Below are 14,754 nucleotides of genomic sequence, written 5' to 3'. Positions count from 1 at the left end.
GGGGCGGACGGGGGGGTGTTCAGTTTCGGGGATGCCCCCTACCTCGGTTCCCTGCCAGCCAGCGGCGTGAGCGCCCGCGCCGTGGCCCTCCTGCCGACGGCCGACGGTCAGGGCTACCTGATCGTGACGGCGACGGGCCAGGCCTACCCGTTCGGGGACGCCGTGGCCCTGGGGTCAGCGCCGACCGGGCTCGACGACGTGGTCGGGGGCGCCGTCGACGGCGCCTGAGGAGGACCCGATGACCGGGGCCTGGGGGAGCGGAGCGACCGCCAGGCGGGGGAACCGGCGAAGCCGCCCCAGCCGGCCCAGGCGGCCGACGTGGACCGGGTGGTCGGCTCGGGCGAGGAGCTCTCGATCCCCTGCGCTGTTGCCGTACGCCCAGAGCTCGACTCCCTCGGCCCCGTGGGCGGCCAGCCAGGCGGCGAGCCGGCGGGCCTTCTCGGCCCCTCGGCAGTTCGCCCCGGCCAGCCGGCCGGTGAGGCGCCCGGCCTGGTCGACAGCCAGCTCCGTGGCGACCACCCCGTCGGCCTGGAGGAGCTCGCCCAGACGGGCCACGTAGAGGGTCGGCGAGGCAGAGACCAGCACCACGAGGTGGCCCGCCTGGCGGTGGGCAGCCAGCCGGACCAGCACGTCGGGCCGGCCTCGGCGGGCCAGGTGGGCCTCGGCGAAGCGTCGGGCGGCCGCCTCGGCGTCGGCCAGCGGCGTGCCCCCCAGGGTGGCCTCGAAGAGCCGCTCCTTCGCCCGGTCAGCGGCGCGTCCCCCGACCACCGGGCCGAGGAGCACGCTCGGCAGGTGGCGGAGGGCCCCCCGGAGGAGCCGCCGCCACCCGACCACGGCCACGACGAAACGGGCCACGCTGCCACCCCGGGTGAGGGTGCCGTCGACGTCGAACGCGGCCACGCCTCGGGGTCGCCGGCCGTTCGGGGCGGGCCGGCCTCCGTGGGGCGCAGGGACCTCCATGGCCCCAGTCTCCCAGCTCCCCGTGGCCGATCGCGCCGCCTCTGCCCCGAAAGCCGACTGATCTGGTCGACAATGGGTGATGAGCTGGGTAGCATGGCCGTGGGCGTCGACCGGCTGCCAGGCGTTGGCCTTCCCGGATGGTCCGACCGGGCAGGGGCCGGGTCGTCGGCGGCGCCCGCCGGGTCCAGCCAGCAAGGTCGCCCGGCCCGTGCACGAGGCCAAGGAGGAGCACCATGACCGTCCGACTGGGCGACATCGCCCCCGACTTCACCGCCGAGACCACCGAGGGCACCATCCGCTTCCACGAGTGGCTGAACGGCTCCTGGGGGATCCTGTTCTCCCACCCGAAGGACTTCACCCCGGTCTGCACCACCGAGCTCGGGGCCTTCGCTCGGGCGAAGGCCGAGTTCGACAAGCGCAACACCAAGCTCATCGGCCTCTCGGTCGACTCGGTGGCCTCCCACCACCAGTGGAAGGCCGACATCGCCGAGACCCAGGGCCAGGAGCTGAACTTCCCGGTCATCGGGGACGAGGACCGCAAGGTGGCCGAGCTCTACGACATGATCCACCCGAACGCCAACGACACCTTGACGGTCCGCTCGGTCTTCATCATCGGGCCGGACAAGAAGGTGAAGCTGACCCTGACCTACCCGGCCTCCACCGGCCGGAACGTGGCCGAGATCCTGCGGGTCCTCGACTCCTTGCAGCTGACCGAGCAGTACCAGGTGTCGACGCCGGTGGACTGGCAGGACGGCGACGACGTCATCATCGCTCCGGCCATCCCCGACGAGGAGGCCAAGCAGAAGTTCCCGAAGGGGTTCCGAACCCTCAAGCCCTACCTCCGTCTGACCCCCCAGCCGAACAAGTGAGCTGACGGGCCCAGCGTGCTGGTCCGCCCGTGCCCTGGCGAGGGGGTCCACGCCGGGGTCCGCCGGTGGGGCGGCCAGCGCCGAGCATTGCCGACCCGGGAGCCGGCCCTCGGGCCGGCTCCCGGCGCGTCCAGGGTCTGGTCCCAACCGCCCACATCTTCCAGCGCGTCAGAGCGAGACAGCATTTCTAAGTGATCTTGACTCAAGTTTCTTTTGTCTCTATCCTGAAGGTCGGATCGGTCGGTAGGAGCAGCGACCGAGGGACCCGGCCAGGGGCCGGGGCGGTGTGAGGAGGTGCGATGATGGTGGTGCGCTTCGACAGCTACCGGGACCTGGATCGGCTCGGCGAGGAGCTCGGGGGCGCGCTGCGGGGCCGGCTGGGCCTCTTGGCGGTGGACGCCGTCCGACGGGGCGACGAGGTGGAGGTCCGCATGGACCTGCCCGGGGTGGACCCCGACTCGATCGACCTGGTGGTCGAGAAGAACGTGGTGAGCGTGTCGGTCGAGCGGCCTGGCGGGCCCCAAGAGGGCGAGGAGATCCTCCTGGCCGAACGGCCCAGCGGACGGTTCCAGCGGCAGCTCTTCCTCGGGGAGGGGCTCGACCCCGAGGGGGTCCGGGCTCGCTACGCCGACGGCGTGCTCCTGGTGACCATCCCACTGGCCGACCGGGCTCGGCCGCGCCGGGTCGCGGTGCAGCGGACCGCCGAGGCCACGGTGCTCGGCTCGTCGAGCCCGCAAGGCTGAGCCGCTGACTCGAGGGTTGCTGGCGGGGGATGGTGCGCCGGGGGGCGTCGACCCTTTAAGGTCTCCCCATGGCAACTCCGCTTCCCCCCGAGGTGACCGCCGAGGCCGCACGGGACGAGGCCGTCGTGGTGGTCGACCAGCAAGGGCGCATCGTCCTGATGAACGCCCAGGCCGAGAAGCTCTTCGACGTCGCCCTCTCCGACGTCGAGGGGGAGTTCGTCGAGCTGCTGGTCCCCGAGAAGCTGCGCTGGGGCCACCAGGCCTACCGCCGTGGCTACCTGGCCGAGCCGAACCCCCGGGAGATGGACCCCGGCCTGGAGCCCCACCTGGAGCGGCCCACCGACGGCACCCTGATCCCCATCTCGGTCTGGCTCCAGCCGATCCGGGTCGACGGCACCCTCTACGTGGCCGCCCGGGTGACGCCGAGGGGCGAGCCGGAGGCCGGGAGCTGACCCCCCGGCCTCCCCTCGCTGGGGCGGCTGGGCCGCCTCAGGTCGACGACTGCTCGACCAGCTCGGTGCGCAGCTCGCGCTTGAGCACCTTGCCCTGGGGGTTCCGGGGCAGCGGCTCGGAGCGGAACCAGATGTGGGCCGGGGCCTTGAACGCGGCCAGGCGCTCCTTCACGTGCCGGGTGAGCTCCTCGGCGGTCACCTGCGCGCCGGGCCGGAGGACCACCACCGCCCCGACCTCCTCGCCGAGGACCGGGTGGGGCACCCCGATGACCGCGCAGTCGGCCACGGCGGGGTGCTCGAAGAGGACCGACTCCACCTCGACCGAGGAGATGTTCTCCCCGCCCCGGATGACCAGGTCCTTGGCCCGGTCGACGATGTAGACGAAACCCTCCTCGTCGATGCGGGCGATGTCCCCGGTGTGGAGCCAGCCCTTGGTGAAGGTCCGGGCGGTCTCCTCGGGCTTGTTCCAGTACCCCCGGACGACGTTGGGCCCCTTGACCCAGAGCTCGCCGACCACCTGGGGTCCCCGGGGCAGGTCCTCGGTGGGCTCGTCCCCCTCGAAGTGCTCGGGCACGACGGCCACGTCGCACACCGGCACCGGCGGGCCGACCGAGTCGGGCTTGCGGACGTAGTCGTCGCCCATGTTCATGGTGGTGACCGAGGAGGTCTCGGTCAGGCCGTAGCCGTTGGAGGGCGAGCCGCTCGGGAAGTGCTGCTTGATCCGCCGGACCAGCTCCGGCGGCGCGGGGGCCCCGCCGTAGGCCACGGCCCGCACCGAGGAGGTGTCCCGCTTCGCGAAGTCCGGGGAGTCCAGGATCTGCATGACCATGGCCGGGACCCCCCCGAAGGTGGTGATGCGCTCCCGCTCGATGAGCTCGAGGGCCCGCTCGGGGTCGAAGTGGTGCATCATGACCAGCTTGCCGCCCGCGGCGGTGTTGGCCACCAGGATGGAGTGGCAGCCGGTGGCGTGGAAGAGGGGCACCGAGAGCAGGTAGGCGTTCTGGCCGCCCTCGGAGACGTCCGCCACCTCGCCGGCCCGCCGGAGCTGGGCCCGGGTGTTCAGGAAGAACAGGCTCATGAGGTTGGTGCACATGTTCCGGTGCGTACCCACCACCCCCTTGGGCCGGCCCGTGGTGCCCGAGGTGTAGAAGATGGTGGCGTCGTCGTCGGGGGCCAGGGGCACGTCGGGGAGCTGGACGTCGCCGCCCGGGGTGGTCCGGATGTCGGCGAAGGCCACCGTCTCGACCCCGGGCACCGGCGTCGGCGGCTGGCCGCTGCGCTGCTCGTCGGCGACCACGACCGCCCGGAGCTGGGGCAGGTTCTGGTAGTGGGCCAGGAGGCGCTCGTGGCGCTCGCTGTCCACGACGGCCACCGAGCTGCCCGAGTCGGCCAGGGCGTACTCGAGCTCGTCCCCCTTCCACCAGGCGTTGACCGGCACCACGATGGCCCCGGCGGCGGCGGCCGCCCAGAAGGTCAGGGCCCACTCGGGCAGGTTCCGCATGACGAGGGCCACCCGGTCGCCCTTCTGGACTCCGAAACGGTCGCGGAGGAGCTGGGCCAGGGCTGCCGCCTGGCGGAAGTGCTCCTCGAAGGTGGTCCGCTCGTCCTCGTAGACCAGGAAGTCCTTGTCGCCGTGCCCCCGGGAGAGCTCGAGGATGGTCCGGAGGCTGTCGGGGGCGTGCTTCCAGACCCGGGTCGGGATCCCCCGGATCTCGACCTCCTCCATCTCGAACAGCTGCCCCGGGGCGGTCAGCTGGGCGGTGGCCTCGGCGAGGCTCATGGTGCTCATGCCTGCAGGCTCCTCGAGCTCGGGGGACCCGTCGGCCCGGGAGAGGCCGTCGGGGTCCCGGGGGAACGGGGATCGGCGAAGATGGCGGCCCGGTAGTAGGCCAGCTCGGCGATGGACTCCTTGATGTCGTCGAGGGCCCGGTGGGTGCTCTGCTTCCGGGGGGCCTGGGCGAAGGCCTCGGGGTACCAGCGCCGGCAGAGCTCCTTCAGGGTCGAGACGTCCACCGACCGGTAGTGCAGCCAGGCCTCCACCTCGGGCATGTAGGCCGCCAGGAAGCGCCGGTCGGTCCCGATGGAGCTGCCGCAGAGCGGGACCGAACGGGGCTCGGGCAGGTGGGCCTGGAGGAACGCCAAGGTGGCCGCCGCCGCCTCCTCCAGGGTGACGGTCGACTGGGCGATGGCGGCCAGGAGGCCCGAGCGCTCGTGCATGGCACGGACGTGCTCGTCCATGGCGGCCAAGGCCTCGGGTCCGGTGGCGATGACCAGGTCGGGGCCCTCGGCCACCACCTGGAGGTCGTCGTCGGTCACCACCGTGGCCACCTCGACGATGGTGTGCCGGCTGGGGTCCAGCCCCGTCATCTCCAGATCCATCCAGGCCAGCACCCGGGCGATCCTAGCCAACCCTTTGGGTAGCGGTTCGAGGCGCCCTCGGGTCGGGGCCGGCGAGCCGGGTAGGGTCGGAGCGTGGCCGAGGACCCAGCCCTTGCGGTCGGCGTGGTCCGCTTGGACCCCGACCTGCCCCTGCCCCGTCCAGCCCTGCCGGGGGACGCGGGGTGGGACCTCTTCGCCCGGGTGGGGACCGTCCTGGCCCCGGGGGGCGGCCGGGCGGTGGTGCCCACCGGCATCGCCCTGGTCCTGCCCGAGGGCAGCGCCGCCCTCGTCCTGCCCCGCAGCGGCCTGGCCGTCCGCCACGGGGTGACCTGCTTGAACGCCCCGGGCCTGATCGACGCCGGTTACCGGGGGGAGGTGCAGGTCGTGCTGGTCAACACCGACCCCGTCGAGCCCTACGAGGTCCACCGGGGCGACCGGATCGCCCAGCTCGTCATCCAACGCCTCGACGCCATTCAGGTCCACGAGGCCGAGCCGGCGGCCCTGGCCCCGACCGCCCGGGGGACCAACGGCTTCGGCCACAGCGGCCGCTGAGGAGCGTGCCCCGTGGCGAGCGGCGGCGCAGCGGGGGCCCGACCTGGTCCTCCCGGCCTCCCGCCGGCGGGAACGGTCCCCGAGCGGCCAGTGCCGACCAGCGGGCTCGACGCGTTCTTCAGTGCCGTCGAAGGCCCGACCACCCCGATGCTGGTCACGGCCGTCGCCGTCCTCGATCCCCCGCCAGGGGGCTCGGTGGCGGCTGCGTCGGTCCAGCGGGAGCTGGGGGAGCGGGCCGGGCGGCTGCCCGCCCTGGCCCGACGGCTGAGCGGCGGTCCCCTCGGTTTGGAGGCCCCCCACTGGCGCCCCGTGGACCAGCTCGACCTCGCCTACCACCTACGTCGGGCGGCCCTGCCCAGTCCCGGTGGGCTGCCCGAGATCGCCGACCTGGCCGGTGAGCTGCTCAGCCACCCCCTCGACCTGAGCCAGCCGCCCTGGCGGCTCTGGGTGGTCGAGGGGCTCGCCGGGGGTGGTTTGGTCTTGGTGGCCCAAGCCCACCACGCCCTGGTGGACGGCGCCGCCGGTTTGGGCATCTTCGCCCAGCTCCTCCTGCCCGGGCCCGCACCCTCTCGTCAGGCACGTCGCGACCCCCGGCGAGCGGCGCCGGCCAGTGGGCCGCCCGCCCCCCGCTCGTCGGCGTCCGGCGCCGGCCCGGGCGAGGGCCGCCAGGCCCCGAGCGCCCTCGCCGCCCTCGAAGCCCTACCCTGGTTCCTGGGCTGGCCGGGGTCGACGGAGGTGGCTGGGCGTCGCAGCGGGCCGTTCCGTTGCCCCCGGGCTCCCTGGAACGGCACCGTGTCGGCCCGTCGGGTCGTGGCCTTCGCCCACCTCCCGCTGGCCGCCTTCCAGGCCGCCCGCGCCACCGGGGCCACGGTGAACGACGTCCTGTTGACCACCGTCGGCCTGGCCCTCCGACGCTGGCTGCCCCCCGAAGCGACAGGGCCCGGCAGCCGCTCCCTGAGCGCCCTCGTGCCGGTCTCCCTCCGCCCGAGCCCGCCGGCTGGAGGGCCGCTCGACGACGAGCCCCTGACCGGCAACGCCGTGGGCTGCGCCTTCGTGCCCCTTGGCACCGACCAGCCCGACCCCGCCAGGGCCCTGGCGGCCGTCCAGGCAGCCACCAGCGCAGCGGTGCCCGAGGCCCGGGCCCTCGGCTCGGCCTTCGAGGCCCTCGCCGCCCTGGCCCGGCCCGTCCTCACCCGGCCCCTCGTGGGCGTGGCCGCCGCCCTCCGGCTCTTCGACCGCCTGCCCCCCCTGGCGAACCTGGTCGTGTCGTTCCTCAGCCTGCCCGTCGAGGGCCTCCCGGTCCTCGGCGGACGGCTCCGAGCCCTCTACCCCCTGGGCCCGGTCCCCGAGGGCCTGGGCCTCAACGTCACCGCCCTGCGCACCCAGACCGGGCTCTTCCTCGGGATCAGCGGCTGCGCCGAGCGGGCTCCCTGGGTCAGGAGCCTGGCCGACGCCCTGCCCGAGGCCCTCGACGAGCTCAGCCGTGCCCTGCGGGGTTGGTAAGATGACGCCGCACGCGGACGTGGCTCAGTTGGTAGAGCATCACCTTGCCAAGGTGAGGGTCGCGGGTTCGAGTCCCGTCGTCCGCTCGGACGTTTTTCCTGGTCAGCAGGTTGTCTGACCGGCTCTCCTCTGAATCTCGGGTGGCTCCGTCCCAAAGCTCTCGCGCGGGCGCTGCGCGGCCGGGGCCTCAGCCAGGTCAGCGAGGGCCCCGAGGATCGGGCGATCCCGGTTCTCGATGGCGTGGACCTCGGTCCCGGTTGGGATCAGGCGCAGAGGGGAACTCCACCCCCGCGCCCTCCACCCGGCACGGATTCACCAGGAGGTGCTGGTCAGTGATCGCGGGGCGTCGATAGCGCGGAGAAGCCCATAAGCCTTCGCTGCTCTGGCTGGGCGCCCCCGCACGAAAGAGGTGTGCCAGGCCCGGACTGTCGAAGGAGTGATGGCGCCGAGGACAGCGAGGGCCAGGCGGCGTCCTGGGCGAGCCGCTGGAGCGATCCCACTCGACACCCCCCTCCCCCATTTCGCGGCCCACTGGCGATTCTTCCCGTGCCGCCCGCCCCAAGCAGCAGCGGGCCGGTGCGCTTGGAGCCCCATGTGGTGATGAGGCTCGGCTCCACAGCGAAGCAGCGGCAGGTCCCGGCGCACGACGCGACAATTGAAAACCTCGTCGTGAACCTCCATCTGCATCACGACAACGACCACGTCGCGTCCGTGGGGGGCCAATGCCACAATCGAGCGCGGGGGGAAGCGAGAGCTCTGGCGAACTTCGCTGTTCTTCTCGGCTTCGAGCAGACTCTGGTAGGAACGTGTCGGGCCGTGTGCTGCACTCGATGTGCTGGAAGAGCCTCACCCTGGGTGGCGGGGGCCGGCACGAGGCAAGCGCGTGGCTGCCGACAACGAGCACGCAGGGACCAGCAACGGCTTCCGAGTCCGACTGTCCGAGGCTGGGTTCTTCAAGCGGGGACTGGGGTAGGGGGAACCTGCCTCCGAGGCTATGGTCAAGGAGCTCATCGCCGAGCAGCTCTCCGACCACCACGCCAACCTGGCTCGGGGCTTGGTGGCGATGTGGGATTCCGACGTGGGAGAGCACGCCTCCTACCTGCAGTACCGCAACATCCGCGCCGATTTCATCGGAGCGCCGGAGAACGTGGTGAGCAGGTCCGGAGTCGCTGCTCGCTTCATCTCGTCATCTCGGCCCAACAGGTCTCGCTAGGCTGGCCGAACCAGGAGCCGGGCGCAAGGGAGAAACGATTTATGACGATAAGAAGCGATGATCTTTTGGCGCTCAACCTCTGGAATCCCCACGTCGGCTTAGCACTCTGGGCGGTTCTCGTGACCGCGTTCCTGCTCGGAATGGTGCATGGCATCACGCCCGACGAGCACACCTGGCCGATCACCTTCTCCTATGCGGTGGGGGGCTACTCCAGCCTGGCCGGGATGAGGAACGCCCTTATCTTCTCTCTTGCCTTTACCTTTCAGCGCGCGTTCGCGAGCGAACTCGCTTACCTCGCCCTTGCCCGGTTCCTCACCCTTGGTTCCCTCGGGGACTACATCGTCTACGTCGTGGTCGGTGTGGCGATGGTCTGGGCGGCTCGGTATATCCGCGGTGGCCGTCTGCCCTGGCACTTCGACCTCCACCTGCACCAACGGGGCCGTCCCAGTTCTACCCGAAGTGCTGCGGTGCAGGCCGCCCCCGGAGAGGAGCGGGACACGCCGGGGTCTGATCGGGGTCGGACCCACTTGCATGCCCATGCCCACGGTGGGGTGACAGTGGCGAACCCGCCGCATTGGTCCGAGGACCCTTGCACGGACTGCCACGAGCCGAACTTGGCCGACCCGAGACCATGGATGCCCGCGTTGCACGGTTTCATCGCCGGCTGGGGCTTCGGGGCGTTCGCGAGCATTGTCTACACCGTGCTCGCCCCCTCGATGCCCTCGGCAGCGTGGGGGTGGGTGCCCGGTGCCCTGTTCGGGCTCGGGACCACCGTCGTCCAGGTGCTGGTGGGGGGCCTGGTTGGATGGCTGGTGCGCCGCAAGGGCGCCTCGCCGACGGTGACCAGGCATCTCGGATTGGTCGTGGCAGCTCGGACGCTCGGCGTGGGGGGAGTCGCGTTCATCCTTGGTGGGTTCTTCGGCATCGCCTTTCCCCACGTGGCTGCACTGCAGGTTACGACGGGGGTCCATGTCCACAACCTCGACCACCTGGGACTCCCTTTGGTGCTCGTCGTGGTGTCAGTCGCCGGAGTCGGCGTCGGCTCGCTTGTGACCGAGCTCCGCCGCATTGCTCGACGTCCCGTTGCGGCACCTTTACCGCCCCCACCCATTTGACCTGCGACGGTATCGCTCTGTCGGGAGCGCTTGTTCCTCTGGGGGGTCTCCGAGCAACGGGCGAAAGGCGAGCAGGGTCCATTCGCCGGTGGGACTCGAATTGCGACGCGATCCATTGCGGTGGGTTGCCCGGGTATCGGAGGCTTCGTCGCAGCGGCGCAAACCTTCTCCGTGACCGCGGCCTCGTCGACTCATTCGACGGTGCCCGTGGTCCGCGACGAGGCGACCGCCGTTCTTTCGCGGCTTGGCCTGCCACCCCTCATGCGACGAGCGGGGCAACGACCCCTCGGAGAGCCGCTCGACCCCTGGTGCGGCGTGGCCCCAGCGGGGTCAGTCCTCGGGCAGGGTTGCCAGGAGCTCCTGGTAGCGCTCGGGCATGACCGGGGTGGCACGCATGGCGACCGGGATCGGGTAGCGGACCCCGCCCCGGTGGGTGGCCTCGAGCCCCTCCAGGAGCTCGTCGGCGAGCGACCAGGGGAAGCCGAAGGCCACCTCGGTGTCCTGGGCCATGCCGAAGACCCGGTCGCCGTTGCAGGGCAGCACGACCTTGGGCTCCTGGGTCAGGTACGGCTGGATGACCAGCTCGGCGCAGTCCAGCCGACCCTGGGTCGTGCTCTGGAGCCGGCCACCGCGACGGAAGAGGGCGGCGTTGACCAGGCGCATGATCTGGGCGCTGTTGCCGTAGACGACCCCCACGTGAGGGGTGAAGGTGGCCTTGGCCAGGGGGGCCACGCAGATCCGGTCCGTGGTGCCGGGCTCCAAGCGCCAGACGGCCTCCTCCATGCGCTTCGCGGCCTCAGGGTCCTCGCAGTACATCCCGAGGGCGGCCTCACCGGCGGCCAGCCGCTCGCTCGGTCGGCGAAGGCCGAAGGCCACCGCGGCGAGGGGGCAGACGACGTCCTGGCGGCCGACGGCGACCGACCAGCCGTAGCGCCGGGCCACCCCGATGGACTGGCAGACGATCCAGTGCTCTCCCAGGGCCTCGCTCGGGACCCGCACGCCCTCGGGCAAGGGCTCTCCGGGGCGCAGCAGCCGGACCCCGAGGGGCTGGGTGTCGACCCGGAGGTAGCGCTCGAAGCCGGTCTGGACCTCGGCGGGGGTGGCCACGGGGGCGATGCTAGCCCTGGCGCTCCGCCGATCCAGGAGCGCGGGAGCCGGCGGCCTGGAGCCGTCTCGGGTTGGCCACCGCCAGCTTCGCTGCCACCGCCGCCCGTACGGCGCGGCGCACTCGGGGGTCCTGGGCACCGAGCCGCCCGTCCCGGAGGGCGAGGGCGAGCTCGGCGTCGTCGGCCACCCCGAGGGCGGCCAGCCGGGCCCGGTGCTCGGCCTCCTGCCCGGGGCCCAGCCGGACCTCCCGGGCCACGACCCGCACGACGTTGGCGGCCACCCGCACCAAGAACCGCTGGCGGCCGGTCACCTGGTCGGCCAGGTCCTCCTCGAGGTGCTCGGCCACCGTCTCGAGCAAATCGGCCGCTCGGGGCAGGTCGTGGGGCAGCCAGCCCCCGGTCTCCCCGGCGCGTGCCCCTGCCGGCTCGATCCCGGCTGCATCGTCGACCGTGGCTACGGGGTCGGCGCCGTCCTCGCTCCCGGGCCCCTCGAGCGGGGCGAGCTGGTCCAGGGCGTCGAGCAGGTCGGCCTCGGTCTCGCAGACCCGTCGCCCGATGGCCGCCAGCTCGAGGGAGCGCCGGGCGCCGCGGACGTGTGCCATGGCCTGGAGGGTGCTGAGGGCTCCCCAGCGCAGACTGCCGAACGCGATCCACCACGCGAGCGCACCGGGGTCGACCGGTCGCCCCCCGGCTCGTTCGTAGCCGGTCACCAGGTCATCGAGGGACCCGAACCCCCCGACCGGCAGGGGGCTCCCGAAGCGCCACGCGGGGGTGCAGAGCCAGCCGAGGTCCTCCAGGGGATCCCCCAGGTGGGCCAGCTCCCAGTCGAGGACGGCCCGGAGGCCCTCGGGGCCGACGATGAGGTTGCCGGTCCGGAAGTCCCCGTGGACAAGGACCAGCGGACCAGCCGGCGGGGGGTGGTCGGCGAGCCAGCGCCAGCCGAGCTCCAGGGCCGGGTGGGGCTGGCCCAGGTCGTCGAGCAGGCGACGCACCATGGCCAGCTGGGCCTCGGCGCCGCCCTGGGCGAGTTGGGGACGAGCCGCCACCTCGGGGAGGTCCTCGACCGGGATCCGGTGGAGGCGGGCCAGGGCCTCGCCGCACTGGCCGGCCAGCACGGTCCTCGCCCCGGCCAGGACCGGGTCCTGGAGGACCCGCCGGGGCAGCACCTCGCCGTCCACGAAGGTCAGGACCAGGGCGGCTGGGGGACCGGGGACCGCCGCCAGCACGGCCGGGACCGGCAGGCCCGCCCGATGGGCGCTGTCGAGGAGGCGGCCCTCGAGGGCCAGGTCGGCGGGCGGGGCGCCCTCGGGGTTGGTCCGGACCACCACCACCGGGTGCTCCGGCGGGCCGCCGCGCAGAGCGACCCGCCAGGTGGCCCGGGAGGCCCCGCCGGCCATGGGTTCGGCCAGTCCCAGCTCCACCCCGGGGAACCGGGCGCGAAGCGCCTCGCGGAGGGCGACGGCCAACCGGCCGGGGAGCTCGCCTGGCTCGGCCACGGGCGTCATGCTAGGGAAGCGATCCGAGGGGAGGGGGTGGCCATGCTCCGGTTGTCCCGAGCGGACGACGGGCCGCACGCGGTCGGGCCCGAGATCCACCACAGCGAGTCCGTCTACCTGAACGCCATCGACCCGAGCGGACCGATCGGGGGGTTCTTCCGGGTCGGGGAGCGTCCCCGGCAGGGCCAGGCCGAGGTGACCGCCTGCCTGTACCTCCCCGAGGGAGACGTGCTCTTCTCCTTCGCCCGTCCCGCAACCGGCCCGGTCCCCACCTTCTCGGCCGGGGGCCTGCGCTGGGAGGTGCTCGAGCCCTTCGAGCGCTGGCACCTGGCCTACGAGGGGACGGTGCTCCGGTTGGTCGAACCGGGGCTGCTGGCCGACCCCGGTCGGGCCTACCGGGAGTGCCCCCGGGTGCGGCTGGCCGTGGACTGGGAGGTCCAGGCGGCCGCGCCGGCGGTGGGCGGGGAGCCGGCCGAGCCCCAGGAGCGTCCCGGCGAGGAGTTCGCCCGGGGCCACTACGAGCAGCTCGTCGTGGTCTCGGGCACCCTGAGCGTCGACGGCCGACCGCAAACCTTCGGGGGCGCCGGGCTGCGGGACCACTCCTGGGGGCCCCGGCACTGGCATGCGCCGTGGTACTACCGCTGGTGCACGGCCTGCTCCGGCCCGAGCTTCGGGTTCGCGGCCACTTGGCTGGCCCGTCGGGACGGCGGGACGCTGCGCACCGGCTTCGTCTGGGACGACGGCCAGCTCCTGCCCCTCGGCGACCTCGAGCTGGCCACCAGCTGGCGGGAACCCGAGCTCTGGCAGGAGACGATCTCGCTTCGTTTCGCCACCCCCGCCCGGCGCTACCAGGTGGCGGGCCGGGTGCTGCGCTGCCTGCCGCTCCGGCACCGACGCGTCGGGGAGACGGGGCCCGGCGCGGACCCCGGCGGCGGCCTGACCCGCATCACCGAGGGTCTGGCTCGCTTCGAGCTGGACGACGGTCGGGTGGCCTACGGCATCGCCGAGTACCTCGACCAGCTCGAGGCGGGCCGACCGGTCGGCCTGTCGGTCTGAGCCCGTGCCCCGGTAGCCTCGGCCCGTCATGGTGTCCGAGGCGCGGGCCGAAAACAGCGCGGTGGGCCGGGTCGAGCCCGCCAGCGGCGAGATCACCAGGTCGGAGGACGCCGGCGGCGACGCCCAACTGGTCGGGATGACCTGGGCGCACATGGTGAACGACGGCGCCGCGAACTACCTCCCGGGGGTGCTGCCTGCCGTCCTCCTCCACGCCCACGAACCCCTTGGCCTGGCCGGCTCGCTGGTCGCGGCACTGGCGATCGGCCAGGTCCTCCAGCCGCTGATCGGCTGGGTCTCGGACCGGCTCGGCGGTCGAGCCATCCTTGTGGCCGGCTTCGTCCTGACCTCGACCGGCGGTGCACTGCTCGCGTGGACACGGAGCCTGGCGCTGTTGATCCCGGTTCTCGTGGTCATCGGGATCGGCACGTCCCTGTTCCATCCTCAGGCCCTGGCGGTTGCCCGGAGCCTCACCAGAGGTCGACGTGGGCTGCGGACCGCTTTCTTCCTCGTGGGCGGCGAGCTCGGGCGGGGACTCTGGCCGACGCTGGCGAGCCTGGTGGTGGCCCACCTGGGGCTCGGTGCGCTGTGGATCATCGGCCTCCCGGGCCTCCTGACCGTCAGCTTTCTCATCCGCTGGGCCCCGCGGCAGCCCCCTCGGCCCGCCGTGTCTCTCGTTCCCCGACGAGGCTCCGGTCCGCCCGGCCAGGCAAGGGCCTTTTCCCTTCTGGTCGTCTACGCAACGCTCCGGGGCTTCGCCATCTTCGGCCTGGTCACCTTCGTGCCGGTCCTCTGGCACCTGCGGGGCCGGAGTCTGGTCAGCGGCGCGGGCGTGGTCACCACGATCCTGGTGGTCGGCATCGTCGGCAACCTGGGAGGTGGTCATCTCGCCGACCGGCTGGGCCGGCGAGTGGTCCTCGTGGGCTCGGCCCTCGCCGTGGCCGCGTTGGTCGTGCCTGTCGGGTACCTGCACGGCCCAGGGGTCTGGGTCCTTGCCGGCGTGCTCGGTTGCGCCCTCTTCATGACGCTCTCGACGACCATCATGATCGGCCAGGACACCTTCCCGGAGAGCCCCTCGCTGGGCTCGGGCATCGCCCTCGGGCTGTCCAACGCGCTCGGCGCCCTCGTCGTGCTGGTCGTCGGCCTGCTGATTCCCGATGCCGACGTTCGCCTGGCCTTCGTCGCCATGGGCGCCGCCAGCCTTCTCGCCGCGGGGGTGGCCCTCGGGTTCCCGTCCTCGGTCGTGGCCGAGGACGGCCACCTCGCGCCCTGACCGAGCTCGGCTCGCTGGGGCGATCGGTGCTCCACACGCC

General features: G+C 72.8%; 15 protein-coding genes and 1 tRNA gene. 11 read left to right on the top strand and 5 right to left on the bottom strand.

The annotated features are described in order from the left end of the window. The coding region (locus tag Acit_RS08670) for a hypothetical protein (RefSeq protein ID WP_248108122.1) at positions 1-228 on the top strand (228 nt) is incomplete at its 5' end. Here the strand turns inward: Acit_RS08670 and Acit_RS08665 are convergent. Beyond that, the gene (locus Acit_RS08665) at positions 175-960 is read right to left on the bottom strand and encodes an HAD-IB family hydrolase (protein WP_248108120.1); all 786 of its coding nucleotides are present in this window, start codon (positions 958-960) and stop codon (positions 175-177) included. The two genes, Acit_RS08670 and Acit_RS08665, sit on opposite strands and share 54 nt — an antisense overlap. A 233-nt stretch (positions 961-1,193) precedes the next feature. Between Acit_RS08665 and Acit_RS08660 the strand changes: the two genes are divergently transcribed. From Acit_RS08660 to Acit_RS08650, 3 genes are all read left to right on the top strand, one after another. Next, positions 1,194-1,829 (top strand): peroxiredoxin, encoded by a 636-nt coding sequence (locus Acit_RS08660; protein ID WP_248108118.1) that lies wholly within the window; start codon positions 1,194-1,196, stop codon positions 1,827-1,829. Positions 1,830-2,128: 299 nt separating this feature from the next. Beyond that, positions 2,129-2,572 carry an Hsp20/alpha crystallin family protein gene (locus Acit_RS08655; protein WP_248108116.1) on the top strand — a complete coding sequence of 148 codons (444 nt, stop codon included), beginning with the start codon at positions 2,129-2,131 and terminating at the stop codon, positions 2,570-2,572. Positions 2,573-2,640: 68 nt separating this feature from the next. Next, positions 2,641-3,024, top strand: coding sequence for a PAS domain S-box protein (locus tag Acit_RS08650; protein WP_248108114.1), 384 nt, complete (start codon positions 2,641-2,643; stop codon positions 3,022-3,024). A 37-nt stretch (positions 3,025-3,061) separates the two neighbouring features. Here the strand turns inward: Acit_RS08650 and Acit_RS08645 are convergent, their stop codons facing one another. Together Acit_RS08645 and orn are read right to left on the bottom strand one after the other, a co-directional pair. Beyond that, complete coding sequence (locus tag Acit_RS08645; protein ID WP_248108112.1) at positions 3,062-4,813, bottom strand: class I adenylate-forming enzyme family protein; 1,752 nt, start codon at positions 4,811-4,813, stop codon at positions 3,062-3,064. After that, a complete protein-coding gene (gene orn, locus Acit_RS08640) occupies positions 4,810-5,415 on the bottom strand; it encodes an oligoribonuclease (protein ID WP_248108110.1) in 606 nt (201 codons plus the stop codon). The genes Acit_RS08645 and orn overlap by 4 nt, the downstream gene beginning before the upstream one ends. An 81-nt stretch (positions 5,416-5,496) precedes the next feature. On the opposite strand from orn, the gene dut reads away from it, so the two are divergent. The 5 genes from dut (at position 5,497) to Acit_RS08615 (ending at position 9,786) form a co-directional block, all read left to right on the top strand. Then, positions 5,497-5,955, top strand: a complete 459-nt coding sequence (dut, locus tag Acit_RS08635; RefSeq protein WP_248108108.1) for a dUTP diphosphatase — start codon at positions 5,497-5,499, stop codon at positions 5,953-5,955. A gap of 12 nt (positions 5,956-5,967) precedes the next feature. After that, positions 5,968-7,458, top strand: coding sequence for a wax ester/triacylglycerol synthase family O-acyltransferase (locus tag Acit_RS08630; RefSeq protein WP_248108105.1), 1,491 nt, complete (start codon positions 5,968-5,970; stop codon positions 7,456-7,458). 13 nt (positions 7,459-7,471) lie between these two features. Further along, positions 7,472-7,544: transfer RNA gene (locus Acit_RS08625), tRNA-Gly, on the top strand. A gap of 908 nt (positions 7,545-8,452) precedes the next feature. Beyond that, positions 8,453-8,671: a Fe-Mn family superoxide dismutase gene (locus Acit_RS08620; RefSeq protein WP_248108104.1), complete on the top strand. Its 219-nt coding sequence runs from the start codon at positions 8,453-8,455 to the stop codon at positions 8,669-8,671. 41 nt (positions 8,672-8,712) lie between these two features. Then, on the top strand, positions 8,713-9,786 hold the full coding sequence (locus tag Acit_RS08615) for a hypothetical protein (RefSeq protein ID WP_248108102.1): 1,074 nt from the start codon (positions 8,713-8,715) through the stop codon (positions 9,784-9,786). Between the two features lie 330 nt (positions 9,787-10,116). On the opposite strand, the gene Acit_RS08610 is transcribed toward Acit_RS08615, so the two are convergent. After that, a complete protein-coding gene (locus Acit_RS08610) occupies positions 10,117-10,893 on the bottom strand; it encodes a DUF169 domain-containing protein (RefSeq protein WP_248108100.1) in 777 nt (258 codons plus the stop codon). Positions 10,894-10,903: 10 nt separating this feature from the next. Beyond that, entirely contained in the window at positions 10,904-12,388 is a 1,485-nt protein-coding gene (locus Acit_RS08605; protein WP_248108098.1) for a phosphotransferase family protein, read from the bottom strand. Positions 12,389-12,430: 42 nt separating this feature from the next. On the opposite strand from Acit_RS08605, the gene Acit_RS08600 reads away from it, so the two are divergent. Beyond that, positions 12,431-13,444: a DUF7064 domain-containing protein gene (locus Acit_RS08600; RefSeq protein WP_248108096.1), complete on the top strand. Its 1,014-nt coding sequence runs from the start codon at positions 12,431-12,433 to the stop codon at positions 13,442-13,444. A gap of 28 nt (positions 13,445-13,472) precedes the next feature. Next, the gene (locus tag Acit_RS08595; protein WP_248108093.1) at positions 13,473-14,714 is read left to right on the top strand and encodes an MFS transporter; all 1,242 of its coding nucleotides are present in this window, start codon (positions 13,473-13,475) and stop codon (positions 14,712-14,714) included. Positions 14,715-14,754: the final 40 nt, after the last annotated feature.

The organism is Aciditerrimonas ferrireducens (assembly GCF_023130475.1).
Taxonomy (GTDB): domain Bacteria; phylum Actinomycetota; class Acidimicrobiia; order Acidimicrobiales; family UBA8190; genus Aciditerrimonas; species Aciditerrimonas ferrireducens.
The sequence above is the reverse complement of the archived record's forward strand: the minus strand, read 5'-3'. Positions and strand labels throughout refer to the sequence as shown.

Coding starts and splice junctions, on each gene's coding strand:
- Acit_RS08665 (WP_248108120.1), bottom strand. CDS start 960: ATGGAGGTCCCTGCGCCCCACGGAGGCCGGCCCGCCCCGAACGGCCGG.
- Acit_RS08660 (WP_248108118.1), top strand. CDS start 1,194: ATGACCGTCCGACTGGGCGACATCGCCCCCGACTTCACCGCCGAGACC.
- Acit_RS08655 (WP_248108116.1), top strand. CDS start 2,129: ATGATGGTGGTGCGCTTCGACAGCTACCGGGACCTGGATCGGCTCGGC.
- Acit_RS08650 (WP_248108114.1), top strand. CDS start 2,641: ATGGCAACTCCGCTTCCCCCCGAGGTGACCGCCGAGGCCGCACGGGAC.
- Acit_RS08645 (WP_248108112.1), bottom strand. CDS start 4,813: ATGAGCACCATGAGCCTCGCCGAGGCCACCGCCCAGCTGACCGCCCCG.
- Acit_RS08620 (WP_248108104.1), top strand. CDS start 8,453: ATGGTCAAGGAGCTCATCGCCGAGCAGCTCTCCGACCACCACGCCAAC.
- Acit_RS08615 (WP_248108102.1), top strand. CDS start 8,713: ATGACGATAAGAAGCGATGATCTTTTGGCGCTCAACCTCTGGAATCCC.
- Acit_RS08600 (WP_248108096.1), top strand. CDS start 12,431: ATGCTCCGGTTGTCCCGAGCGGACGACGGGCCGCACGCGGTCGGGCCC.
- Acit_RS08595 (WP_248108093.1), top strand. CDS start 13,473: ATGGTGTCCGAGGCGCGGGCCGAAAACAGCGCGGTGGGCCGGGTCGAG.